This is a genomic window from Loktanella salsilacus, from assembly GCF_024206795.1.
In the GTDB taxonomy this organism is placed as follows: Bacteria; Pseudomonadota; Alphaproteobacteria; order Rhodobacterales; family Rhodobacteraceae; genus Loktanella; species Loktanella salsilacus.
Genome location: NZ_CP072994.1, coordinates 1,222,218 through 1,245,387, shown reverse-complemented (window position 1 = coordinate 1,245,387; position 23,170 = coordinate 1,222,218). Strand labels below are relative to the sequence as shown.

Genomic DNA, 23,170 nt, shown 5'->3' with positions numbered 1-23,170 from the left:
CTATTCCAGCGGTGCGATGATCACAGGCGCGGTTTCGACCCAAGGTCTGCGCCCTGTGATCTGACTTGCGGTCGTGACAATCAGGCGGCCTGCATCGTCCAAGTCCAGTGCGATGCCCCCCGTCTTGCGCAAAGCCGCGACATCCAGCACCAGACAGGGGCGCGGTCCAGCGTCTGTCTGATTACTGATTAGAATATCAGCGCCGCCGCATCCCTGCATCTGGGCTAGCGCGGTCTTGCCGCGCACCAGCGTTATATTGTGCTGACCCATCTGTACTGTCGCGCCGCGTGGCGCCGGGATCAAACCGGGGCGGTTGGCGGCGACGTCTTGCGGGACTGGGCCTCCGTCATTCTCGAGCCAGATGCCCGCGACGAACCCGTCGCCGGTGGCCGTGGACAAGGCGCGCCCATCTGGCCCCATCGCCCCGACCAACCCGCCGCTGTCCGCAATCAGCACCGCAGGCCTTGGGGTCTGGATCCACAGGACCAAAGCCGCCGCAATACCAATCGTCCCGGCTAGCCGGGCCCGCCCCTGCCACAGGATCAGCCACAGCAGGCCCAGCGTCAGGCAAGGCAGCACCCATGGTCCCGGCGATTTCACATGGCTCAGCGCGCCGTCCCAACCCGCCACCGTGTTCGCGACAAACAAGATCCAGCGCAGGCCAAGCCCCATCAGCCACAGGCCCGCCCCCGCCAGACCAAAGGGGGCAAGGCAGGCCGCCAGCACGGCGGCGGGCATGACCAGAATGCCCATCAGCGGCACGCTGACCAGATTAGCGATCAACCCATAGTGCGAAATCTGGTTGAAATGCGCGGCCGCAAAGGGGGCCGTCGCCGCACCCGCAACGGCAGAAGATATGATGACCGAGGCCACTGGCTTGAACCAGCGCGGCCCCAAGTGGATACCTCGCAAAAGGCGGAACACGACGACCAGCGCCGTGGTGGCGGCAAAGGACATCTGGAACCCCGGCCCGGTCAGCGCCTCTGGATGCAAAACCAGCACCAGCGTCGCGGCCAAGGCCACGCCCCGCAAGGTCAGCGCGCGGCGGTCCAAAAGCACGGCAACCAACATGACCGCGACCATGATATAGGCCCGTTCGGTCGCGACGTTCCCGCCCGAGAGCAGCAGGTACCCTGCCCCCGCGATCAAGGCGCAGACGGCTGCGATCTTTTTCACCGGTAGCCGCAGCGCAAGTGCAGGCCAAAGTGACAAGCCGCTGCGGATTACCATAAAGATAAACCCGGTCAGCAACCCCATGTGTAGGCCAGAGATCGCCAGCAAATGTGCCAGATTGGACGCGCGCAACGCCGACAGGCTGCCTTGCCCCATACCCGATCTGTCGCCAGTGACGACGGCGGCGGCAAAGGCACCGACCTCTCCCGGGAGATGGGCCTGCACAGCGCGTGAAATTGCCATCCGCGTTGTGAATACCCGTAGGGGCCAACCGCCGGCGGGGGCTGTCAGGCGCAAAACCGGAGTGCGGGTATAGCCGACGGCACCCAGCCCTTCGAACCACGCAAAGCGGCGAAAATCAAAGCCGCCGGGTTCTGCCGGGCCTGCGGGGGGCGACAGATGGGCGGTCAGGATCAAGACATCTCCTGGCCGCCAGTTTTGCAATGGTTGGTCCCCATGAAGCGACACGCGGACCCGGCCGGGCGTGCGGGCGGGGTCCATGCGGTCCAGCCGCACCCGGTCAAGCGTCAGCCGCACCGCGTCAGAGCTGGAGCGGTCAATATTGACGACGCGCCCTTCCACGGGGCCGTAGTAGCGAAAGCCCAGCACCGGGGCCGTCATGCGCAGGGTTTCCAGTTTGGCCAATCCCGCCCCCGCGCAGATCAGCGCAAGGCCAAGGCACACGGGCCGCAGGGCCACCGCAACGACACGTGCCGCGATCACCAGCGCAAGCGCCAGCGCCGCAACCGACCACCAGATCACCAGTCCCGGTTCAAAGCGCAGGGCGAAATATACCCCGATGCCGATACTCAGGCAGACCGGCAACCAGCCAATCAGCCCGCCCCGCTGCGCCAGCAAGGCATCGCGCAGCATCGCTTGCACTTGTTTCTGCCCCCCGCTTTGCCTATCCCGACATCCAACGCGCTGACCCTGCGCTCTCAAGGTTTATCAAAGGTTAATTTCCATGTCCCCAACGCCCCCCGTGACCCGCTTTGCCCCATCCCCCACCGGCGCGCTGCACATCGGCGGGGCGCGCACAGCGCTGTTCAACTGGCTTTATGCGCGCGGCCACGGCGGCACGTTCCTGCTGCGGATCGAGGATACGGACGTCGCCCGGTCCAACCCCGAGAACACCCAGATCATCCTAGACGGTCTGCGCTGGCTGGGCCTTGATTGGGACGGCGAGCCGATCAGCCAAGCCACCCGCGCGGATCGCCACGCCGAGGTTGCGCATCAGATGCTGGCCGCTGGCAAGGCGTTCAAATGCTTTAGCACGCCAGAAGAAATCGAAGCCTTTCGCGAAAATGCCCGCGAGAATAAGGAATCCACGCTGTTCCGCTCGCCTTGGCGCGATGTGGCAGAGGCGGATCACCCAGACGCCCCCTATGCCGTGCGCCTGAAGGCACCGCGCGACGGATCGACCACTTTGACTGACGCAGTGCAGGGCGACGTGACGTGGTCGAATGACCAGCTGGACGATATGATCCTGCTGCGGTCCGACGGCACGCCGGTCTATATGCTGGCCGTGGTGGTGGACGATCACGATATGGGCGTGACCCATGTCATTCGCGGCGATGACCATCTGTCGAACGCCTTTCGCCAGAACATGATTTACGACGCCATGGGCTGGCCCAAGCCTGTGCTGTCCCACATCCCGCTGATCTTTGGCGCGGATGGCAAAAAATTGTCGAAGCGTCACGGCGCAACCGCCGCCGCCGATTACCAAAAACTGGGATTCCCCGCCGCTGGCATGCGCAACTACCTTGCGCGTCTGGGCTGGAGTCACGGCGACGACGAGTTTTTCACCGATGCGCAGGCGCAAGAGTGGTTTGATCTGGACGGCATCGGCAAATCCCCCGCCCGGTTTGATCTGAAAAAACTAGAGCATATCTGCGGGCAACATATGGCCGTGATGGACGATGCTGCACTGCTGCAAGAATTGGAATCCTATCTGACGGCGACGGGCGCTTTGCCGCTAACCGAACGTCAGCAAAAGGACATGCTGGCCGCGATGCCGCACCTGAAAGAGCGCGCCAAAACATTCCCCGATGTCATTGAAAAGGCACACTTTGTTCTGGCTGATACCCCTATCGTGCCAGACGAAAAAGCGGCCGGCCTGTTGGATGCCACAGCGCAGCAATATTTCACGGAATTGACGCCGCACCTGCAAAATGTTAATTGGGACCGTACAACGCTGGAGGAGGCTGTTGCCGCCTTTGCGACCGCCCGGGATACGAAACTGGGCAAGCTTGCAGGACCGCTTCGCGCAGCCCTTGCCGGTCGGTCGGTCTCTCCTAGTGTCTTCGACATGATGCTGGTCCTTGGACGGGATGAAACCTTGTCTCGGCTACGGGCCGTCTCTGCCTGATCGTTACGTTTCAGTTACGCTTTTGCGTCACACAGGCAGAAAACTGAAGATACGCGGCGCCATAACGGTCGTCGTAGACATAAGGGACTCACATGGCCGACACTTCCAAGACTGCGACGCTGACCATTGACGGGCAGACCTATGACTTGCCAATTTTGACGCCGACCGCTGGTCCAGACGTTATCGATATTCGCAAGCTTTACGCGCAAGCGGGAGTGTTCACCTACGATCCCGGCTTCACGTCCACAGCGTCGACGGAAAGCACGATCACCTTTATCGACGGCGACAAAGGCGAGCTGCAGCACCGCGGCTATCCCATTGATCAGCTTGCAGAACATTCCCACTACCTTGAAGTCTGCTATCTGCTGCTGAACGGCGAATTGCCTAACGCAGAGCAGCTGGAAGAGTTCGAATATCTGGTCACGCACCACACGATGCTGCACGAGCAGATGATGATGTTCTTCCGCGGTTTCCGCCGCGATGCGCACCCGATGGCCATCATGGTTGGCGTTGTTGGCGCGATGTCCGCGTTCTATCACGACAGCACCGACATTCACGATCCAAAGCAGCGCGAAATCGCCGCGTTCCGTCTGATCGCCAAGATGCCAACGATTGCTGCCAGCGCGTTCAAGTACCACGTCGGCCAGCCGTTCGTGTATCCGCGCAACGATCTGGATTACGCGTCGAACTTCTTGCACATGTGTTTCAGCGTGCCAGCACAGCAGTATAACGTCGATCCGATCCTGGCCCGCGCCATGGACCGCATCTTTACCCTGCATGCCGACCACGAGCAGAACGCATCCACCTCGACCGTGCGTCTGGCGTCGTCTTCGGGCGCGAACCCGTTTGCCTGCGTCGCCGCTGGCATCGCCTGCCTGTGGGGCCCTGCCCACGGCGGTGCGAACCAAGCCTGCTTGGAAATGCTGCGCGAAATCGGCACCGTGGACCGCATTCCTGAATTCATCGCAAAGGCCAAAGACAAGAACGATCCGTTCCGTCTGATGGGCTTTGGTCACCGGGTTTACAAAAACTTCGACCCGCGCGCGACCGTGATGAAAGAATCCGCAGACGAGGTTCTGGACCTGCTCGGCATCGAAAACAACGAGACGTTGAAGGTCGCCAAGGCGCTGGAAAAAGCCGCGCTGGAGGATCCGTACTTCTCCGAGAAGAAGCTGTTCCCGAACGTCGACTTCTATTCGGGCATCATTCTAGAGGCGATGGGCTTCCCCACCTCGATGTTCACGCCGATCTTTGCCGTGTCCCGCACCATCGGCTGGGTGTCGCAGTGGCAGGAACAGCTGTCCGATCCGCAGTTGAAAATCGGCCGCCCCCGTCAGCTCTATATGGGCGAGACAGAGCGCGATTACGTCGATATCGAAAAGCGCTAAGTCCCTTCTTCCGGACCAAAATAAAAGCCACGGCCGAAAGGTCGTGGCTTTTTTCGTACATTCTACCTTGCCTGGTCGCCCGCCTTGCGCCTATCAAGGCAGCACGGGCGACAGGATGCCCAGACGCCGCCGGCCGCAAGGCCATGCTAAACCTGTCATACAACCTTTGACCGTTCAGCCAGTGACGCTGCGATCGACAAGGGCGGCTCTCGACCTATCCCATGCGTCAAGAACTGGAGGAACCATGTCCCGGTCCCCGATCCCGCTTGTGATCGACGATCTTTCGCAATTTGCGACCCAACTGCGCGGCCATTGGCCGAGCAGCGATGTCACGCAGACGCAGGCCCTTGGCCTGATCGCGCAGGCCGCAGGTTATCGCAATCATCAACACCTGAAAGCCAGCCAGCCGCCGCCCCTGCCCGCCCTCGACAAACAGGCGTTAAACCGGGTGAAAGGGGCGCTTGCCGTCTTTGACGATTGTGCCCGCATGACGCGGTGGCCCCTGAAAACCAGCGTGCAGCGGCTTTGTCTGGCGTGGTTCTGGACCCGTCTGCCGGACCGCGCCGATATGACTGAAAACGAAGTTAACGCGGTCCTAAAGGCCAACGAGGTCTTTGGCGATCATGTGCTGCTGCGCCGCTGCCTGATCGAGCATAAAATGGCCACGCGCACGGTCGATGGCGCAACCTATCGCCGGATTGGCCGCAGCCCCGACGCCGAGGAACGCGCTGTGATTAAGGCCCTGTCCGAACGCGCCATGTCGAAGGTGTAAAACACGAAACGCCCCGTCACGGCCGGGGCGTTTCAAAGTTAAGGGGGGCCTTATGCCTCCACCTCTTCCAGCGTGGGGTAATCGGTGTAACCCTTTGCCCCGCCGCCGTAGAATGTGCTTTGATCCGGCTCATTCAGCTTTGCATCCAGTGCAAAGCGCTTTGGCAAATCGGGGTTCGCGATAAAGTCGCGGCCAAAGGTCACCGCCTCAGCGTGGCCGCTTTCAATCGCCTCTCGCGCCAGCTTTGCGTCATATCCGCCGTTCGCGATGTAAAAGCCGTTATAGTCGCCCCGCATCCGTGCCAGCAGATCGCGCCCTGCGCTGTCATCGCTTCCGGGAAAGGCTTCGACGACGTGCAAAAATGCCAGCTGATAACCGTTCAGCATTTTGTAGATTTCCGAAAAATGCCCTTCTGGATCGCTGTCAGACATATCATTGGCCTGCCCAAGCGGCGACAAACGCACGCCTGTTTCGGATGGTTTGAAATGGTCCGCGACCGCGTCCAGCACTTCGGTCAGGAAACGCATCCGGTTGTGAATGTCGCCGCCATAAGCGTCGGTGCGATCGTTCACGCCGTCCTGCAAAAACTGGTCGATCAGATAGCCGTTGGCCGCGTGCACTTCGATCCCGTCAAAGCCGGCTACTTTCGCCAGACGCGCCGCCTCGCGGTAATCTTCAACCGTGGCTTTGATGCCCTCAATGGTCAGCGCAACGGGTTTAGAGCAGTCCTCGAACCCATTGGCGGTAAAGGTCTGGCCGTTCGCCGCCTTGTCCGTCGATGACACGGGCTGGGCACCGTCCGGCAGCAAGGACACATGGCTGATCCGGCCGACATGCCAGAGCTGGATGATGATCTTACCGCCCTCGGCGTGGACAGCATCCGTGATCTTTTTCCACGCATGCGCTTGCTGCTCTGTGTGGATACCGGGCGTGTCCAAATACCCTTTGCCCATCGCTGAAATCTGAGTCGCCTCGGTGAAAATCACGCCGGCACTGCTGCGCTGGCGGTAATATGTGGCGGCCAAATCGCCGGGCACACCATCGGGCTGCGCCCGGTTGCGGGTCAGCGGGGCCATAAGCACGCGGTTTTCCAAGGCGATGTTGCCCATTTTGACGGGCTGGAACAACGGGTCGTTGCGGGTGACGGTCTGAGTGGTCATTGCACGCTCCTGCGAAATAAGGTTCGCAAGAGAACGTCAACCGCCGCCCGTTGTTCCCCTTTGCCTTAACGTCCCTGAAACACGGCAGGGCGTTTTTCCATGAACGCGACGACGCCTTCGGTGAAATCACGGGTCAGACCGCATTGGCCCTGCAGCTTCGCTTCCAGCTCAAGCTGCTGCTCGAGCGAGTTATCGAAAGACGCACGCAACGCCGCCTTGATATGGCCGTAGGTTTGCGTTGGGCCGGTTGCTAATTGCAACGCCCGGCCGCGCCAATGACCTTCGAAATCAGCGGCCTCGGCCACCTCATAGATCATGCCCCAGTCGGCGGCCTGCTGCGCCGTGATCTTATCGGTGAACAGCGCTGCCCCCATGGCCCGCGCAAGACCAATCTGGCGTGGCAAGAACCAGGTGCCGCCCGCGTCAGGGATCAGGCCAATGCGGGCAAAGGCCTGCACAAAATACGCATCGGTTGAGGCCATGACCACATCAGCCACCAGTGCAAGGTTCGCACCCGCGCCCGCCGCCGGGCCGTTCACAGCCGCAATTGTGGGGATCGGGCAGTCGATAATCGCCCGCAGCATCGGCACATATTCGTCCCGCAGCGTGCGTTCCAAATCCAACACCGCACCGCTGGACCGATCGCTTAGGTCTTGGCCAGAACAGAACGCCCGCCCCGCACCCGTCAAAACCGCCACGCGCCCCATATCTGGGGCCGCCTTAAAGGCATGCGTCACTTCGGCCCGCATCTGCGTGCTCAGCGCGTTCATCTTTTCGGGGCGGTTCAGCGTGATCTTGACAACATCGTCGCGCGCATCAACCGTGATTGCACTATATTCCATGGGCCTGCTCCTTTGACGTTTGCGTCAGAGTAGCGAGGCCGCCCTTAAGTAAAAGCGAAACCGCACGTCACGAGTGCAATATCCGCTCCAACTCGGCCTGCTCGGCCTCGGTCAGCTGCTGTTCCGCCGGGGCGCGGCGGCGGATCGTAAGCCAGCCAACAAGCAAGGCGATCAGCAGCATCGCCGGGGCCGCGGCCCACAAGATCAAGTTCGCGCCCTGCCGGTCCGGGTTAAGCAAAATGAACTCGCCAAAGCGCGCGACCAGAAAATCCACGACTTGTTCGTCTGTATCGCCCGCGACCAGCCGTTCACGCAGCAACACCCGCAATTCGTGGCTAATCGGCGCGTTGGATTCGTCTATGCTTTCGTTTTGGCAAACGGGGCACCGCAAGCCGGCGGAAATCTCTCGCGCGCGTGATTCCAGCGCCGGATCAGACAAGATTTCCGACGGCTGCACCGCAAAGACAGGTCCGGCCAGCAGCAGAAAGATCAGGATCAGACGCTTCATTCCGCAGGCACCTGCGCCGCACGTTTTGCGCCGACAGCAAACCGGAGCCGCCGATCTGTCAGCGAAATGACCCCGCCAATCGCCATCAACATCGCGCCGCCCCAAATCCAATTGGCAAATGGTTTAATATACACGCGCATCGCATAGCCGCCGTTCGTCTGCGGATCACCAATCACGACATACAAATCGCGCAGGATGCCATTCGTGATCGCAGCCTCAGTCGTCGCCATCTGCGCCACCTGATAGAACCGTTTTTCCGGTGTTAGAACAAACGGGCGACCATCGCCGCGCCGCGACGTCACTGTCGCCATAGTCGAGGCATAGTTCGGTCCTGCCACCTGTTCGACGTCATCAAGGGTAAAGCTATATGCGCCCACCTCGAACGTGTCGCCGATTTGGACGACGCGAATATCTTCTTGCTGCCACGCGGTCATCGCCGCGACGCCAAAGATCGTCACACCCATCCCCGCATGCGCAACCGTCTTACCCCAGTCGCCGCGCGGTAGGCGCAGGATCCGGCCCAGTCGTTCGACAATGTTGCCACGTCCAGACCGCAGCCAAAGGTCAAGCGTCGCGCCGCCCACGACCCAGACGCCCAGCAGCACGCCCGCAGGCCCCAGCAGCGAGCGGCCTGCGTAGATCGCATAAAACAACCCAGCCATCGCCATGGCAAAAATAGCCAGCCCCGCCAGCGGCAACCGCGCACGGTTCAAGTTGCCGCGTTTCCACGCCAGCAGCGACCCCAGCGGCAGCACGATGGCCAGCAATACCATGAAAGGTGTAAACGCTGCGTCAAAGAATGGCGGCCCGACGGACAGTGTGCGGCCAAAGGCGAGCTCTGCCACAAGCGGCCAGATCGTGCCGATAAACACGACGAAAGCGCTGACGGCGAGTAGGATATTGTTAAGCACCAGCGCGCTTTCGCGGCTGACCGTGCCAAATGCGCCCTGCGCCTGCATCACACCTGCGCGGGCCGCATAAAGCGTTAACGAGCCGCCCAGGAAGACGCCCAAGATCAGGAGGATAAACACGCCCCGCTCTGGATCATTGGCAAATGCATGGACGGACGTCAGCACGCCCGACCGCACGATGAACGTGCCCAGCAGCGAAAAGCCGAACGCCAAGATCGCCAGCAGGATCGTCCAGCTTTTCAACGTCTCGCGCTTTTCCACCACGATGGCGGAATGCAGCAACGCTGCCGAAATCAACCACGGCATAAAGCTCGCGTTTTCAACGGGATCCCAGAACCAGAAGCCGCCCCATCCTAATTCGTAATAGGCCCACCAGGACCCTAGCGCGATGCCGACTGTCAGAAAAACCCATGCCGCCAACGTCCAAGGCCGCACCCAGCGCCCCCAAGCGGCATCAACGCGCCCCTCGATCAAGGCGGCGACGGCAAAGCTGAACGTCATGCTGAGCCCGACGTAGCCCAAATACAAAAACGGCGGATGGAATGCCAATCCGGGATCCTGCAACAACGGGTTCAGGTCGCGCCCGTTCAGCGGGGCCTGCGCCAGCCGCGTAAATGGGTTCGAGGTGAACAGGATAAAGGCATAAAACGCGACCGAAACGCTGGCTTGCACCGCCAAAACGCGCGCCTTCAGTGTCACGGGCAGGTTGCCGCCAAACCAGACCGCGCTGGCCCCGAACAGCGCCAAAATCAGCACCCACAGCAGCATTGATCCTTCGTGGTTGCCCCAGACGCCGCTGATTTTATACAGCAGCGGCTTGTCCGTGTGGCTGTTGCCATACACCAGCGCGACGCTGAAGTCGGACACGATAAAGGCATGCATCAATACGGCAAAGCTAAAGCCTGTCAGGATCAACTGACTGTTGGCGGCGGGGTCGGCAAATGCCATCCAGCCCGCCCACCCTTTTTGGGCACCAATCATGGGCACGATCATCTGCGCAATGGCGACGATAAAGGCAAGAATCAGGGCGAAGTGTGCGAGTTCTATTAACATTCCAAAGCTATACCGTATCCCGGCGCGCTAGGATACGGGGCGGCGCACAAATCAGCGTGCGCCGCATTGTCTCAGACCCGGAAACCGCCCTGCATCGCATAGGTAATCCCGCCCACAATCAGTGCACCAATGATCAGGCGCACCAGCCATTTCAGCATATCCTCTATCGCCAAAAGACGATCCGCGACATTTGCGCGGTGCACACAGTTTACGGCGTTATGTGTTTCCAAATCGATAAGACGCTTCTCGATTTCGTCCATCCAGTCATTTTGCACGCGATTGCCCCCACCATTCGGCCAATGCGGCATTGTCGGTAAATGCCCCCTCTGGGGCTGCCGGCACTGACTTCGCTTGCTCTTGCGATCGCTCTGCGGCCAAAGCCTGCGCCATCAAGACCGTTTGCGCCGCAGAGCGTTGAAAATCCTGTCCTTTCACCTGATGCCGCGCGCCGAAATAAAAGCTGACAATCGCCCCCATTAACCACCAAAGCGGCTCTGGTATCAGGGCCACGCCCACCATTCGGCTGGAAAACCACACGGGATCGGCCATGGCCGCCACAAACAATCCCAGCGTTCCCAGCGCCAGCATCGGGCGCGGCAAACGGTTCAGCCCGTCGATAGCGCGGTCGAAAACACCAAGGCGTCCGCCTTGGAATTCTGCTGCAAACTGGGCGAGCGCCGCCTGCTTTTCGTTCGACTGCCGGGCTGCGCCGTTTTCGCTGTTTTCGCGAAATGCTTCGACCGTCTGCACAAGGGTGCCACCGCCCCCGAAAAACCAGCCCATAACCTTGCCAATCATGCCCATGCTGCAACCCTCGCCCGGTGCGCTGCGTCCGTCAGACGATAGCGCTCTGCCATGAATTCCTCTGCCCGCGTGATCCATCCCCCTTTGCCGCCATCCTTGCGCCGGGCATAGCGCCGACTGGCGGGCCGCGTGTCCGCAAGGCCGTAGTAATAGTTGCGCCGCGCAATGCCGTAGGCATCCACCAGATGATCAGGTGCCGCCGCAATCGCCTGCGCCGCAGCTTGGGCCGTCTGCGGCCCGATCACGCCATCCACTGTAGCTTCGATGCGCATCTGGTTGAAAAGGCGTTGTAAAATCTTGACGGCTTGATTGCCGGCATTGACGTACATGTCGAACACGCTGGCCTGCAACGGGCCGGGCAGCCGTGCGATCCCGGGACCGTCGAAATAATGTTGGATAAAGATGCCCTGCGCCTGCGCGATGGTTAACTGGCGCACATCGTCCGTATCCACGCGCCCGTCGCCGGTCAGATCAAGCCCCAACCGGCGCATCGTATGGATTGTGACGCCATGGTTTGTGGCCCCGCCCGGATCATTCGGATCGTTGACGAAGCCACCTTCGCGCCGCACGATATCGGCGGCGATCTGCTGGACACTTTGCATGCCGTTCCCCTGCTTTTATTGCAAAGGGAAGCATGCCTATCTGTGGTTAATTGGTCGCGACCGCATCGTCCGGTGCCACATAGATACCTTGTTCCTTCAACGCATCCACGACCTCTTTTGGCATGTAGGATTCGTCATGTTTCGCAAGGATTTCAACAGCCTGAAAGGTGCCGTTAATGTAACGCCCCTGCCCGACCATGCCTTGCCCTTCGGCAAATAGGTCCGGCAAGATCCCGGTATAGCTGACGGGGATCGACGCGCCGCCGTCGGTGACTTTGAACGTCACCTCTGTGCCCACGCCGCGTATCATGGACCCGTCCTCGACCAGACCGCCGATGCGGAACAGCTCTGTCTCGCGCGGCGGATCAGCCGCGACTTCAGAGGGCGAGCGGAAGAATTGGAACGACTCGTCCGGCAGCAAGGCCAGCAGGCCCAGCACCGCCGCGATACAGACGCCGGACAGCGCCAGCACCTGCACCCGGCGCTTTTTCTTTAGGCCCCTCACGGAAAGACGGGGGCCAACATCAGCCCCTCCGTCTCTGGCAGGCCCAGCATCAGGTTGGCGTTCTGCAACGCCTGCCCGCTGGACCCTTTGGTCAGGTTATCCAGCGTCGCGATCACTTGGCAGCGCCCATCGATGCGGTCTTTGACCACGCCGATGTGGCAGAAGTTGCTGGCGCGGATGTGCTTGATCGACGGGTGCTGGCCCATGGGCAGCATGATAATAAAAGGCTCGTCCTGATAGGCAGCAACCAGCGTATCATAGACCACCTGCGCGTCGCCTTTGACATATACCGTCGCAAGAATACCGCGGTTCGCGGGGATCAGATGGGGCGTGAACTGGACGTGGACGGGGCGGCCAGCGAGTTTAGAAAACTCCTGATCGAACTCGCCTAAGTGCCGGTGGGTGCCACCCGCGGAATAAGCATGCGCGCCTTCGGACAGTTCGGCGTGCAGCAAGTTTTCCTTCAGCGACCGGCCGGCGCCGGACACAGCGGCGAGCAGGTCGATAATGATGTCATCAAGGTCGATGACCCCCGCCGCGATCAGCGGGCGCAGCGCGTATTGGCCAGTGGCCGCGTTGCAGCCGGTACCAGCGACAAGCCGCGCGCCTTTAATGTCGTCGCGATAAAATTCGGTCAGGCCGTAGACGGCCTCTGCCTGCATTTCGAGCGCCGCATGGAGCTTGCCGTACCATTTTTCATAGTCAGCCGGATCGCGCAGGCGGAAGTCGGCGGATAGATCGACGATCTTCAGATGCTTGGGCAGGTCCTTGATCACCAGTTGCGACGTCGCGTGGGGCAGCGCGCAGAACACCAGATCGACGCCGTCAAAGTCCATATCCTCGATCGTGGTGAGGACCGGCAGGTCCAGATGGCGCAGGTGCGGGAACACATCGGCCATGGCCATCCCGGCCTTGGAATTGCCGGACAGCCCGACGATCTGCATCGACGGATGGGTGGCGATCAGACGCACAAGTTCAGCGCCAGTGTAGCCAGAAGCGCCCAGAATGGCGACGTTATAGGTCATGTGGTCGGTCCCCCTTAGGGTGATATTTAGGGCCGAGGCTGGGCGTGTGCAACGCCCGCGCCATCAGGCCGCAGTGAAGGTGATACTGTGTTTGAGGAATTGCGTCGCGCGGGACGATACCTTTTTCGGATCGCCCGTGGTCAGGAACTGCGACTGCGTGCCCTTGCCAACCATTTCGGGTCGTCGGTCCAGATAATGCGCAAGACTTTCCGCCACGAGGTTCGCCTGAGAGAAGACTTTCACATCCGCGCCCAGCGCGTCCTGAAACACCTCTGCCATCAGCGGATAATGGGTGCAGCCCAGCATCGCGGCGTCGGGTTCGGGCATCTTGCGTTTCAGCGCATCAACATGGGACCGCACCAGCGCTTCGGCAAGGATGAAATCACCGTCCTCGATCGCGTCAACGACGCCGCCGCAGGCCTGCGCCTCCACGTCCACGCCGACAGCGCGAAACGCCAGCTCGCGCTGGAAGGCGCGGCTGCGCACGGTGGCGGGGGTCGCGAACAAGGCGACATGTTTCACTGCGACTTCGCGGGGCGGAGAGTTATCGCCCCACTCGCGTTCGGTCAGCGCCTCGATCAGGGGGACAAAAACGCCAAGCACGCGCTTGCCGGGGGGCACCCAGCCTTCTTGCATCCGGCGCAGGGCGGCGGCGCTGGCGGTGTTGCAGGCCAGGATCACCAGATCGCAGCCCGCATCGAACAGCCGCTGCGTGGCGGCGGTCGTCAGGTTGTAGATGTCATCGGAATCGCGCACGCCGTAAGGCGCATTCGCGTTGTCGCCCAGATAGACCAGCGGCAAGTCCGGCAGCCGCTTGGCCACCGCGTCATAAACGGTCAAGCCGCCCAAACCGCTGTCGAAAATTCCCACCGCCATGGCGCACCCTATGCTTAGCCTCGAATTCGTGACCCAGCTTGTTCGCATCGATGGGCCTTGGGGACAGAGCATAAGTCTGATGGCGCAGGAAATCCATGCATGCTTTGGGATTGTGGCGTAAAGCGTCCAGTTTTGCCGGATCAATGGGTTTGCCGATCACGACCCGCACTGGGCGATCAACCTTGGTGCGAAATTCGCGGATCAGCAGACCAAGGCGCAGATAGGTGTTCAAATGGCTGGCCACCTGAAACAAGCGACTGTTCGCGCCGTCAAAGAACACTGGCACGACGGTGGCCCCGGTGGCGGCGATCATCTTGGCGGTGAAATTGCGCCAAACCGGATCAAGCGGCTGTGACAGCGGGCTGGCACTGGTGGACACGGTCCCGCCGGGAAAGACGCCAATTGCGCCGCCCCCTGCCAGATAATCCAGCGCGGTGCGGCGTGTGGCGATATTCTGCGCTGCGGCAGCGCGGGTGTCGTCAAAGCTGATCGGCAGGATAAAGCGGTTCATATCCTCTGCGCGGTTAAAGACGCTGTTGGCCAGAATACGAAAATCACCGCCCCGGCGCTGGGACAGCATCCGCCCCAAGGTCAGACCGTCTAGGATGCCGTAAGGGTGGTTCGCGACCACAACCAGCGGACCGGATTGCGGGATATGGCCCAGCGCCCCGCCGATGACATCCACTGACAGGCCAAAGCGGTCCGACAGCACATCCCACAAATCGCCGCCCTGCCCGACCTGCGCGTCATAGCCTTGCACCCGGCGTAGCAGTTTGGGCCGCCCGGTTGCGTTTTCCAGCAAGCGGATCAGCGTGCGCCCGCCCCGCCCTTTGGCAGAACTGGCATAACTGATCTCTTTCGTTGCCGTTTTATCCATGTCTGCCAGCGTCCCGCACCGTGCTACCTCATCCGGGGATAGGATTGCACGGTGCGGTAAAGGTTTTATGAAGCCCCGCTACTCTGCGGCGATCTTTGATGGCCCATCGCGTAGACGGGACAGAAAGACTTCACGTTCTTTTTCAGCCTTAGCGGCGTTCGCAGCCTTCACAGGCCCGAACCCCCTGATCGTCAGCGGCAAGGCGGCCAGCGCGACAGCAGCATCGGGGTTCTGCGCCGCGTTTGTGCCCAGCGCCGCCATGTCACGTTCGTATTGCGTGATCAGGGCGCGTTCCATGCGGCGTTCAGCGGTATAGCCGAAAGGATCAAGCGGCGTGCCGCGCAACACCTTTAGCTTGGCCAGCCACGGGAACATCCGCCCCATACCTGCACCAAAGGTGCGCTTCATCGGACGACCATCCGCGCCCTCCTTGGACAGCATTGGCGGGGCAAGGTGATAGCTGACCTTGATATCGCCATCAAAGGCCTCGCGGGCTTTGGCAGCGCTATCCTGCAACAGGCGCGCAACCTCGTATTCGTCCTTATAGGCCAGCAGCTTGTGATAGCCCTTGGCGACAGCCTCCCGCAGGGCGGGATCATCGAAGCGGTCGACCATGGCGCGGTAGCGTTTGGCGAGGCGCTTGTTCTGGTAGGCCGTCAAATGGGCTTCGCGAAACGCGATCCTTTCGTTCAGTGACTTTGGCAAGGCTATCACGGTGGGGGTTAACAGATCCTCTACCTGCGCAGGGTGCAGTACGGCCCAGCGCCCCAATTCAAACGCACGCAGATTCCGGTCGACCGCCGCGCCATTCAGCGCAATCGCCTCGCGGATCGCGGCGCCGCTGATCGGGATCGCGCCCATCTGCCATGCCGCGCCAAAGACCATCATGTTGGAATAGATACTGTCCCCCATGGTGGCCTTGGCCAGTTCGGTCGCATCGAACAGTTGCACGTCATCGCGCAGGCGGGCGGATAGCGACAGTTTTAGCTGCTCTGTCGGCAGTTGGAATTCCGTGTCGCGGGTGAAATCGCCGGTGATGATCTCATGCGCGTTCACGACGCCCTTGGTGCGGCCCGTTTTCATCAGACCGATGGTCTTGGCCCCTGCGCTCACCACCAAATCGCCGCCAATCAGCGCATCGCATTCGCCCGTGGCAACACGGATCGCGCTGATGTCTGCGGGACGTTCTGCGATACGGCAATGGATATGCACTGCGCCGCCCTTCTGGGCGAGGCCGGCCATTTCCATCATGCCAGCCCCTTTGCCGTCCAGATGGGCCGCCATGGCAAGCACGGCTCCGATGGTCACAACGCCCGTGCCGCCGACGCCCGTGATGACGACGTTATGCGTGCCATGGATCGTGGGCAGCATTGGTTCCGGCATATCGGGCAGTTCGACCTGCGCGGTGGCAGCCTTTTTCAGCTGTGCGCCCTCTACCGTCACAAAGGACGGGCAAAAGCCCTTAAGACAGCTAAAGTCTTTGTTGCAGGACGACTGGTCAATCGCCCGCTTGCGGCCAAGTTCTGTTTCCACCGGCACGATGGACACGCAGTTGGACTGCACCCCGCAATCGCCGCAGCCTTCGCAAACGTCGGTATTGATGAAGACCCGCTTGTCCGGATCAGGGAACTGACCCCGCTTGCGGCGTCTGCGTTTTTCTGCGGCGCAGGTCTGGATATAGACCAGCGCCGACACGCCCTGCACCTTAGCCAGCTCCGCCTGTACGCGCGGCAGCTCTGCCCGCTCCGACAGCGGCACGCCCTTGGGGAACATGCCAGCGTCGATGTCTTCCTTCTCGTCATAGACAACGCGGACGTCTTTCACCCCCATGGCGACAAGCTCTCTGACGATCTGGTCAGCGGTCAGCCCGCCGTCATTGCCCTGCCCGCCCGTCATGGCGACGGCGTCGTTGAACAGGATCTTATAGGTGATCGTCGTCCCCGCCATCAGCGCAAAGCGGATCGCTTGCACGCCAGAGTGGTTATAGGTGCCGTCCCCTAGGTTCTGGAACACATGGCCGGTCTTGCTGAACGGGGCTTCCCCCACCCAGTTCGCGCCTTCGCCGCCCATCTGGGTAAAGCCGACCGTGTCCCGGTCCATCCACTGCACCATGTAGTGGCAGCCGATCCCCGCGTAGGCCCGCGATCCCTCTGGTACCTTGGTGCTAGAGTTGTGCGGGCAGCCCGAGCAGAAGTAGGGCAACCGTGCCGCCAGTTCCGGCACATTGTCTGCGCGGCGTGCCTCGGCCAATTGCGCCAGCCCTGCGGTGACGCCGGACGATCCGCAGCCTTCTTCGGTCAATATCCCGCCCAGCTTCTCCGCGATCCAGATCGGGTCTAGGGCATAGCGGGTCGGGAACACTTCTTCGCGCCGCCCTTCGGAATGTTCGTCCCCCTTGTGCCAGCCATAGACGCGGGTGTTGGTGTCGTCGAACAGCGCCTCTTTGACCTGCACTTCGATCAGCTTGCGCTTTTCCTCGACCACGACGACCAGATCGAGTCCCTTTGCCCACTCATGAAAGCTGGCCATATCCAGCGGCCAGACCTGACCCACCTTATAGGTGGTGATCCCCAGCCGCGTGGCCTCCGCCTCGTCGATCCCCAGCAGGGATAGGGCGTGTACCAGATCAAGCCAGTTCTTGCCCGCCGCAACAAAGCCGATCTTGGCCCCGGGCTTGCCCCACTTGCGCTGGTCCATCTTATTGGCGCGGCTAAACGCTTCTGCGGCAAACCGCTTATGGTCGATCATCCGCGCTTCTTGCAGCACGGGCGTATCCACCAGACGAATGTTCAACCCGTCCTTTGGCAGCGGCATATCAGGGGTGACGAAATCGAGCCGATGCGGATCGCCGTCTACGACGGATGTGACCTCGATCGTGTCCTTCATCGTCTTTAGGCCCACCCAGACACCCGCATACCGCGACAGCGCCCAGGCATATAGGCCGTAGTCCATCACCTCTTGCACACCCGCCGGGCTGACAATCGGCATATAGGCATCGACCATCGCCCAGTCAGACTGGTGCAAAGTTGTGCTGCTTTCGCCTGTGTGGTCGTCCCCCATCGCCATGATGACACCGCCATGGGGCGACGTGCCTGCCATGTTCGCGTGACGCATCACGTCGCCGGACCGGTCCACGCCCGGGCCTTTGCCATACCACAGACCAAAGACGCCGTCGTATTTGCCCTCTCCGCGCAGCTCTGCCTGCTGGCTTCCCCACAGGGCGGTCGCAGCAAGGTCTTCGTTCAGACCCGGCTGGAACGTCACCTGCCCGGCGGTCAGTGCCTTGGCGGCCTTGGTCATCTGCATATCCACCGCGCCCAGCGGCGAGCCGCGATAGCCGGTGACATAGCCTGCGGTATTCAGCCCCGCGCGCGCATCGCGGGCACGCTGCATCAGCATCAGGCGCACCAGCGCCTGCGTGCCATTCAAAAGCACTGGACTGACATCCAGATCAAAACGGTCATTGAGTGAGATCTTATCCCGGCTCATCGTGCACCTCCTATGCGCAATTTGCGGATGAATGCAGCTTAGGTCATAAATTATGACCTACAAAGCGATATATTCCCCCCCAGCCTTCATTGATTTGTGAAGATTCATAAGTAATAAAGTTGCATTGCTTAACGCTAACATTTTCGCCATGGGAACTAGATGGACTGGGATAAATTGCGAATCTTTCACGCCGTCGCTGACGCAGGGTCATTAACCCATGCGGGCGATGTGCTGCATCTGTCGCAATCTGCGGTCAGCCGACAGATTCGCGCACTCGAAGAGTCGCTAAATACCACCCTTTTCCACCGCCATGCGCGTGGACTGATTCTTACCGAACAGGGCGAGTTGCTGTTCGACGCCACCAAATCGATGAACCGGCGCCTTGAAACCGCATCCGCCCGTATCCGCGATAGCGAAGAAGAAGTGTTCGGCGAATTGCGCGTCACCACGACGACGGGCTTTGGCACGCTGTGGCTCGCGCCGCGTCTGCCAAAACTGTACGAACTGTATCCCGACATCAAAATCGACCTGATGCTAGAGGAACGCGTGCTTGACCTGCCCATGCGCGAGGCTGACGTCGCCATCCGCATGAAGGAGCCGTCGCAGGCTGATCTGATCCGCAAGCGTTTGATGAACATCCGCATGCGGCTTTATGCGACGCAGGAATATCTGGACACGCGCCCGCCGCTGGACCGCATCGACGAAATTAAGGGCCACCGCCTGATCTGCCAAGCGCTGACATCGACCCAAGTCACCGCAGGATCGACATTAATTCACCATCTGCTCAGCCACGATGTGCAGTCTATCTTTACGGTGAACAACTACTTCGGCGTGCTGCAGGGCGTGATCAACAACCTTGGCGTTGGCGTGCTGCCCGACTACGTGACCGAAGATTTCCCGCACCTTGTCCGCTGCCTGCCAGAGATCGAGAGCGGCGAAGTCCCCGTCTTCCTCGCCTACCCCGAAGAGCTACGGCAATCGCGCCGTATCATGGCGTTCCGCGACTTTGTGCAAGACGAGATTTTCGAGCATCGCAAGAGCGTTCGCAACCTGACAGAGCCGCGCGCGCCGTCCAAATAAACCGGTAGCCGCCCCTATCTCACGCTAAAGTTGTGGCGTCATGCGCACAGTGCATAGCCGGAATGCAATATTTATTAAGATTTTTTCTTGATTGCTTAATTTCGCGGCTCTATCTGAATTGGTGAGGCGACGCGACAGTTTGTCCGTCTCCTCACCTCCCTGTTGGACTTCGCCGGGCCTTTGTGCCCGGCACTTTTTTGCCCGCAGCCTATTGGCAGGCATAACAACAGCCCCCCCTGCAGACTTAACGCACCGCATTGCGCGCAGGCCTTTCCCTTACGGCCGTCCTCGCCTAAAAGCAGCCCAACGCTATTGCCGGGGGACGCCATGCAAGATCCGATTATCACGCCAGACCTGATTGCCGCACACGGGCTTAAGCCTGACGAGTACGAAAGCATCCTGTCGATCATCGGACGCGCGCCGAATTTTACCGAACTTGGCATCTTTTCGGCCATGTGGAACGAGCATTGTTCCTACAAGTCCTCTAAGAAGTGGCTGCGCACCCTGCCCACCACTGGCCCGCAGGTCATCTGCGGCCCCGGTGAAAACGCAGGCGTCGTCGATATTGGCGACGGTCAGGCTGTCGTTTTTAAGATGGAAAGCCACAACCACCCGTCCTACATCGAACCCTACCAAGGGGCTGCCACCGGCGTCGGCGGCATCCTGCGCGATGTCTTTACCATGGGCGCGCGGCCTATCGCTGCGATGAATTCGCTGTCCTTTGGCCTGCCCAGCCACCCCAAGACCCGCCAGCTGGTTAACGGCGTTGTCGCGGGCGTTGGCGGCTACGGCAATGCCTTTGGCGTGCCGACGGTTGGCGGCGAATTGCGCTTTGACGCGTCCTACAACGGCAACTGCCTTGTGAACGCCTTTGCCGCAGGCCTCGCGGATGCGGACAAGATATTCTACTCCGCCGCCTCCGGTGTCGGCATGCCAGTCGTGTACCTTGGCGCGAAAACCGGACGCGACGGCGTCGGCGGCGCGACCATGGCATCCGCCGAATTTGACGACACGATCGAGGACAAGCGCCCCACCGTGCAGGTCGGCGATCCCTTCACCGAAAAACGCCTGATGGAAGCCACGCTGGAACTGATGGCCACTGGCGCTGTGATTTCCATTCAGGACATGGGCGCCGCTGGCCTGACCTGCTCTGCCGTGGAAATGGGCGACAAGGGCGGCCTTGGCATCCGCCTGAACCTAGAGGACGTACCGCAGCGCGAACTTGCGATGACGGCGTATGAGATGATGCTGTCCGAAAGTCAGGAACGCATGCTTATGGTCCTCAAGCCAGAGCTTGAGGCCGAGGCGCGCGCCGTCTTTGTTAAATGGGACCTCGATTTCGCCATCGTGGGCGAGACCATCGCAGAAGACCGCTTCCTGATCCTGCACAACGGCGAAGTCAAAGCCGACCTGCCGCTGTCCAAGCTCGCCTCTTCTGCCCCCGAATATGACCGCCCGTGGGAACCAACGCCCGCTGCAGCCCCTGTGGATGACATCCCCGCCATCGACCCCATCGCCGGCCTGCGGTCCCTGATCGGCAGCCCGAACTATGCGGCAAAGTCCTGGGTGTATGAACAGTACGACAGCCAAGTCATGGGCGACACCCTGCGCATCCCCGGCGCGGGCGCGGGCATTACCCGTATCCACGGCACGACAAAGGCACTGGCCTTCACCTCTGACGTGACGCCGCGCTATGTCTTCGCCAACCCCGTCGAGGGCGGCAAGCAGGCCGTCGCCGAAGCTTACCGCAACCTGACCGCCGTCGGGGCCAAGCCGCTGGCGACAACCGACAACATGAACTTCGGCAACCCTGAAAAGCCCCGCATCATGGGCCAGTTCGTCGGGGCCATCGACGGGATCGGCCAAGCGGTCACCGCGCTCGACATGCCCATCGTGTCCGGCAACGTGTCGCTTTACAACGAAACCGACGGTGCCGGCATCCTGCCCACGCCTACCATCGGCGCGGTTGGCCTGATCGCCGACATCACCCAGATCATCCGCGGCACGCTGGCCGACGGCCACACCCTGCTGCTGCTGGGCAACACGCCAGGCCACATGGGCCAGACCGCCCTGCTGGCCGAACACCTTGGCCGCAATGAGGGCGACGCGCCCCCCGTCGATCTGGTGGCAGAGGCTGCCCACGGCGACTTCATCCGCGCGAACATTGCCAATATCACCGCCTGCACCGACCTCGCTGACGGCGGCCTCGCGCTTGCGGCGTTCGAAATGGCGGAGACCGCTGGCATCGGCGTCACGCTGGACACCGACGACACCGCCCAGCTCTTCGCCGAGGATCAGGCCCGCTACCTGATTGCAGCGTCCTTCGATCAGGCAGAGGCGCTTCTGACCGCCGCCGCCCACGCAGGCCTGCCCATCGCGCTTGTCGGCAAAGCGGGCGGCGACAAGATCACCTTTGGTGCCAGCAGCACGCCGCTTGCCCCCCTTGTCGACCTTTACCGCAGCGCCTTTGCCGACGCTGTCGCCTAAAAGCGTATTCATCTTGCCAAAAATACTCCCCCCGGAGGGGACCTTGCAAAGCCAATCCACCCCAAAGGGGCCCCCTTGCCCCTGCGCCGCCACGTTCATAAGTTAAGCTAACCCGACCAAAGGACGCCCCCATGGCCATCACCGCCCACGAGATCGAGACCCTGCTGCGCGAAGGCTTTCCCGACGCCAAAATCACCGTGCAAGGCGACGACGGTGCCCATTTCGCAGCCGAAGTGATCGACGCCAGCTTTGCCGGCAAGAACCGTGTGCAACAGCAACGCGCCGTCTATGCTGCGCTTAAGGGCAAGATGGATGGCGCGGCAGGCGAACTGCACGCCCTCGCCCTGACAACCCGCGCGCCTGACTAACACCCCAGCCCGACACCGCTTCCGAATTTTCACCCAAAATTCGGCGCCTGCGCAGGCCACCGCATTTTAAAGGATACCACTATGACCGCTTCCGATCAGATCAAAGACACCGTCACGAACAACACCGTCGTCTTGTTCATGAAAGGCACCAAGACCATGCCGCAGTGCGGGTTTTCGTCCCGCGTGGCTGGCGTGCTGAACTTCATGGGCATCGAATACACCGATGTGAACGTGCTGGCCGATGACACCGTCCGTCAGGGCATCAAGGATTATTCCGACTGGCCGACAATCCCGCAGCTTTACGTCAAAGGCGAATTCGTCGGTGGCTGCGACATCATCACCGAGATGACCCTGTCCGGCGAACTGGACACGCTGTTGAAGGAAAACGGCATCGCCTTCGACCAGGCTGCTGCAGACAAAATCCGCGAAGCCAACGGATAACGCCTTCGGGCCAACAGCCCTTACATAAAAGGCCCCCGCCACATCAGCGGGGGCCTTTTTCTTTCAGAAAGCTTAGCTTTCCACGCAGGCCGCGTAGAGCGTTATCTCTTCACCCAGTACGGCATCGTACCAGACCAACTGGGCCGTGCCCTGATGGGTCCACCAGACATAGCCTGACCCGTCATTCGGGAACCGATAGCGCACGCCGGATGCGGCCTCTGCGGTGGCCTGCAGATTGATCATCCGCCCTTCGACGTAAATCACCGCGATGCCGGGCGCGCGGCCGTCGTCGGTGTTGATATAGACCGCCGGGATTTCGACGCCGCGTTCACAGATGTAGCGCGGCGTCGATGTCACAGCAGCCTGTGCGCCCTGCCCTGCACTGACACACAAAGCAGCGGCAGCCAGATAAACGATCTTCATTGCGATACGCGTTTCATA

General features: G+C 61.0%; 21 protein-coding genes. 7 read left to right on the top strand and 14 right to left on the bottom strand.

Features of this window, described 5'->3' with window-relative positions; genetic code table 11:
• Positions 1–2,046, bottom strand: coding sequence for a ComEC/Rec2 family competence protein (locus KBW81_RS06180; RefSeq protein ID WP_254248697.1), 2,046 nt, complete (start codon positions 2,044–2,046; stop codon positions 1–3).
• A 91-nt stretch (positions 2,047–2,137) separates the two neighbouring features.
• On the opposite strand from KBW81_RS06180, the gene gltX reads away from it, so the two are divergent.
• The 3 genes from gltX (at position 2,138) to KBW81_RS06165 (ending at position 5,701) form a co-directional block, all read left to right on the top strand.
• Positions 2,138–3,541 (top strand): glutamate--tRNA ligase, encoded by a 1,404-nt coding sequence (gltX, locus tag KBW81_RS06175; RefSeq protein ID WP_254248696.1) that lies wholly within the window; start codon positions 2,138–2,140, stop codon positions 3,539–3,541.
• Positions 3,542–3,633: 92 nt separating this feature from the next.
• Positions 3,634–4,929: a citrate synthase gene (locus tag KBW81_RS06170; protein ID WP_090183931.1), complete on the top strand. Its 1,296-nt coding sequence runs from the start codon at positions 3,634–3,636 to the stop codon at positions 4,927–4,929.
• A 244-nt stretch (positions 4,930–5,173) separates the two neighbouring features.
• The gene (locus KBW81_RS06165) at positions 5,174–5,701 is read left to right on the top strand and encodes a DUF2087 domain-containing protein (protein ID WP_254248695.1); all 528 of its coding nucleotides are present in this window, start codon (positions 5,174–5,176) and stop codon (positions 5,699–5,701) included.
• A 50-nt stretch (positions 5,702–5,751) separates the two neighbouring features.
• Here the strand turns inward: KBW81_RS06165 and KBW81_RS06160 are convergent, their stop codons facing one another.
• From KBW81_RS06160 to KBW81_RS06105, 12 genes are all read right to left on the bottom strand, one after another.
• Positions 5,752–6,861, bottom strand: coding sequence for an alkene reductase (locus KBW81_RS06160; RefSeq protein WP_254248694.1), 1,110 nt, complete (start codon positions 6,859–6,861; stop codon positions 5,752–5,754).
• 65 nt (positions 6,862–6,926) lie between these two features.
• Entirely contained in the window at positions 6,927–7,703 is a 777-nt protein-coding gene (locus KBW81_RS06155; protein WP_254248693.1) for an enoyl-CoA hydratase-related protein, read from the bottom strand.
• 67 nt (positions 7,704–7,770) lie between these two features.
• Positions 7,771–8,211: a cytochrome c-type biogenesis protein gene (locus KBW81_RS06150; protein WP_090183941.1), complete on the bottom strand. Its 441-nt coding sequence runs from the start codon at positions 8,209–8,211 to the stop codon at positions 7,771–7,773.
• Positions 8,208–10,175 carry a heme lyase CcmF/NrfE family subunit gene (locus KBW81_RS06145; protein WP_254248692.1) on the bottom strand — a complete coding sequence of 656 codons (1,968 nt, stop codon included), beginning with the start codon at positions 10,173–10,175 and terminating at the stop codon, positions 8,208–8,210. The genes KBW81_RS06150 and KBW81_RS06145 overlap by 4 nt, the downstream gene beginning before the upstream one ends.
• Before the next feature lie 71 nt (positions 10,176–10,246).
• Positions 10,247–10,435, bottom strand: a complete 189-nt coding sequence (locus KBW81_RS06140) for a hemolysin XhlA family protein (RefSeq protein ID WP_254248691.1) — start codon at positions 10,433–10,435, stop codon at positions 10,247–10,249.
• A 4-nt stretch (positions 10,436–10,439) separates the two neighbouring features.
• Positions 10,440–10,979, bottom strand: a complete 540-nt coding sequence (locus tag KBW81_RS06135; protein WP_254248690.1) for a holin family protein — start codon at positions 10,977–10,979, stop codon at positions 10,440–10,442.
• Positions 10,970–11,581: a holin-associated N-acetylmuramidase gene (locus KBW81_RS06130; RefSeq protein WP_254248689.1), complete on the bottom strand. Its 612-nt coding sequence runs from the start codon at positions 11,579–11,581 to the stop codon at positions 10,970–10,972. The genes KBW81_RS06135 and KBW81_RS06130 overlap by 10 nt, the downstream gene beginning before the upstream one ends.
• A 46-nt stretch (positions 11,582–11,627) precedes the next feature.
• Positions 11,628–12,086 (bottom strand): cytochrome c maturation protein CcmE, encoded by a 459-nt coding sequence (gene ccmE / locus KBW81_RS06125; RefSeq protein WP_090183951.1) that lies wholly within the window; start codon positions 12,084–12,086, stop codon positions 11,628–11,630.
• The gene (gene argC, locus KBW81_RS06120) at positions 12,083–13,111 is read right to left on the bottom strand and encodes an N-acetyl-gamma-glutamyl-phosphate reductase (protein ID WP_254248688.1); all 1,029 of its coding nucleotides are present in this window, start codon (positions 13,109–13,111) and stop codon (positions 12,083–12,085) included. The genes ccmE and argC overlap by 4 nt, the downstream gene beginning before the upstream one ends.
• Positions 13,112–13,174: 63 nt before the next feature.
• Positions 13,175–13,987, bottom strand: a complete 813-nt coding sequence (murI, locus tag KBW81_RS06115) for a glutamate racemase (RefSeq protein WP_090183957.1) — start codon at positions 13,985–13,987, stop codon at positions 13,175–13,177.
• Entirely contained in the window at positions 13,938–14,864 is a 927-nt protein-coding gene (locus tag KBW81_RS06110; RefSeq protein WP_254248687.1) for a lysophospholipid acyltransferase family protein, read from the bottom strand. The genes murI and KBW81_RS06110 overlap by 50 nt, the downstream gene beginning before the upstream one ends.
• Before the next feature lie 78 nt (positions 14,865–14,942).
• The gene (locus KBW81_RS06105) at positions 14,943–18,353 is read right to left on the bottom strand and encodes an indolepyruvate ferredoxin oxidoreductase family protein (protein ID WP_254248686.1); all 3,411 of its coding nucleotides are present in this window, start codon (positions 18,351–18,353) and stop codon (positions 14,943–14,945) included.
• 159 nt (positions 18,354–18,512) lie between these two features.
• Between KBW81_RS06105 and KBW81_RS06100 the strand changes: the two genes are divergently transcribed.
• The 4 genes from KBW81_RS06100 to grxD all read left to right on the top strand — a co-directional run bounded on the left by KBW81_RS06100 (position 18,513) and on the right by grxD (position 22,729).
• Complete coding sequence (locus KBW81_RS06100) at positions 18,513–19,433, top strand: LysR family transcriptional regulator (RefSeq protein ID WP_090183965.1); 921 nt, start codon at positions 18,513–18,515, stop codon at positions 19,431–19,433.
• A gap of 327 nt (positions 19,434–19,760) precedes the next feature.
• Positions 19,761–21,920 (top strand): phosphoribosylformylglycinamidine synthase subunit PurL, encoded by a 2,160-nt coding sequence (purL, locus tag KBW81_RS06095; protein WP_254248685.1) that lies wholly within the window; start codon positions 19,761–19,763, stop codon positions 21,918–21,920.
• Positions 21,921–22,051: 131 nt separating this feature from the next.
• Complete coding sequence (locus KBW81_RS06090) at positions 22,052–22,288, top strand: BolA/IbaG family iron-sulfur metabolism protein (protein WP_090183970.1); 237 nt, start codon at positions 22,052–22,054, stop codon at positions 22,286–22,288.
• A gap of 81 nt (positions 22,289–22,369) precedes the next feature.
• A complete protein-coding gene (gene grxD, locus KBW81_RS06085; protein WP_090183973.1) occupies positions 22,370–22,729 on the top strand; it encodes a Grx4 family monothiol glutaredoxin in 360 nt (119 codons plus the stop codon).
• 72 nt (positions 22,730–22,801) lie between these two features.
• On the opposite strand, the gene KBW81_RS06080 is transcribed toward grxD, so the two are convergent.
• On the bottom strand, positions 22,802–23,152 hold the full coding sequence (locus tag KBW81_RS06080) for an MliC family protein (protein ID WP_254248684.1): 351 nt from the start codon (positions 23,150–23,152) through the stop codon (positions 22,802–22,804).
• Between the last annotated feature and the right edge of the window lie 18 nt (positions 23,153–23,170).

Coding starts and splice junctions, on each gene's coding strand:
- KBW81_RS06180 (WP_254248697.1), bottom strand. CDS start 2,046: ATGCTGCGCGATGCCTTGCTGGCGCAGCGGGGCGGGCTGATTGGCTGG.
- gltX (WP_254248696.1), top strand. CDS start 2,138: ATGTCCCCAACGCCCCCCGTGACCCGCTTTGCCCCATCCCCCACCGGC.
- KBW81_RS06170 (WP_090183931.1), top strand. CDS start 3,634: ATGGCCGACACTTCCAAGACTGCGACGCTGACCATTGACGGGCAGACC.
- KBW81_RS06165 (WP_254248695.1), top strand. CDS start 5,174: ATGTCCCGGTCCCCGATCCCGCTTGTGATCGACGATCTTTCGCAATTT.
- KBW81_RS06160 (WP_254248694.1), bottom strand. CDS start 6,861: ATGACCACTCAGACCGTCACCCGCAACGACCCGTTGTTCCAGCCCGTC.
- KBW81_RS06155 (WP_254248693.1), bottom strand. CDS start 7,703: ATGGAATATAGTGCAATCACGGTTGATGCGCGCGACGATGTTGTCAAG.
- KBW81_RS06150 (WP_090183941.1), bottom strand. CDS start 8,211: ATGAAGCGTCTGATCCTGATCTTTCTGCTGCTGGCCGGACCTGTCTTT.
- KBW81_RS06145 (WP_254248692.1), bottom strand. CDS start 10,175: ATGTTAATAGAACTCGCACACTTCGCCCTGATTCTTGCCTTTATCGTC.
- KBW81_RS06140 (WP_254248691.1), bottom strand. CDS start 10,435: ATGGACGAAATCGAGAAGCGTCTTATCGATTTGGAAACACATAACGCC.
- KBW81_RS06135 (WP_254248690.1), bottom strand. CDS start 10,979: ATGGGCATGATTGGCAAGGTTATGGGCTGGTTTTTCGGGGGCGGTGGC.
- KBW81_RS06130 (WP_254248689.1), bottom strand. CDS start 11,581: ATGCAAAGTGTCCAGCAGATCGCCGCCGATATCGTGCGGCGCGAAGGT.
- argC (WP_254248688.1), bottom strand. CDS start 13,111: ATGACCTATAACGTCGCCATTCTGGGCGCTTCTGGCTACACTGGCGCT.
- murI (WP_090183957.1), bottom strand. CDS start 13,987: ATGGCGGTGGGAATTTTCGACAGCGGTTTGGGCGGCTTGACCGTTTAT.
- KBW81_RS06110 (WP_254248687.1), bottom strand. CDS start 14,864: ATGGATAAAACGGCAACGAAAGAGATCAGTTATGCCAGTTCTGCCAAA.
- KBW81_RS06105 (WP_254248686.1), bottom strand. CDS start 18,353: ATGAGCCGGGATAAGATCTCACTCAATGACCGTTTTGATCTGGATGTC.
- KBW81_RS06100 (WP_090183965.1), top strand. CDS start 18,513: ATGGACTGGGATAAATTGCGAATCTTTCACGCCGTCGCTGACGCAGGG.
- purL (WP_254248685.1), top strand. CDS start 19,761: ATGCAAGATCCGATTATCACGCCAGACCTGATTGCCGCACACGGGCTT.
- KBW81_RS06090 (WP_090183970.1), top strand. CDS start 22,052: ATGGCCATCACCGCCCACGAGATCGAGACCCTGCTGCGCGAAGGCTTT.
- grxD (WP_090183973.1), top strand. CDS start 22,370: ATGACCGCTTCCGATCAGATCAAAGACACCGTCACGAACAACACCGTC.
- KBW81_RS06080 (WP_254248684.1), bottom strand. CDS start 23,152: ATGAAGATCGTTTATCTGGCTGCCGCTGCTTTGTGTGTCAGTGCAGGG.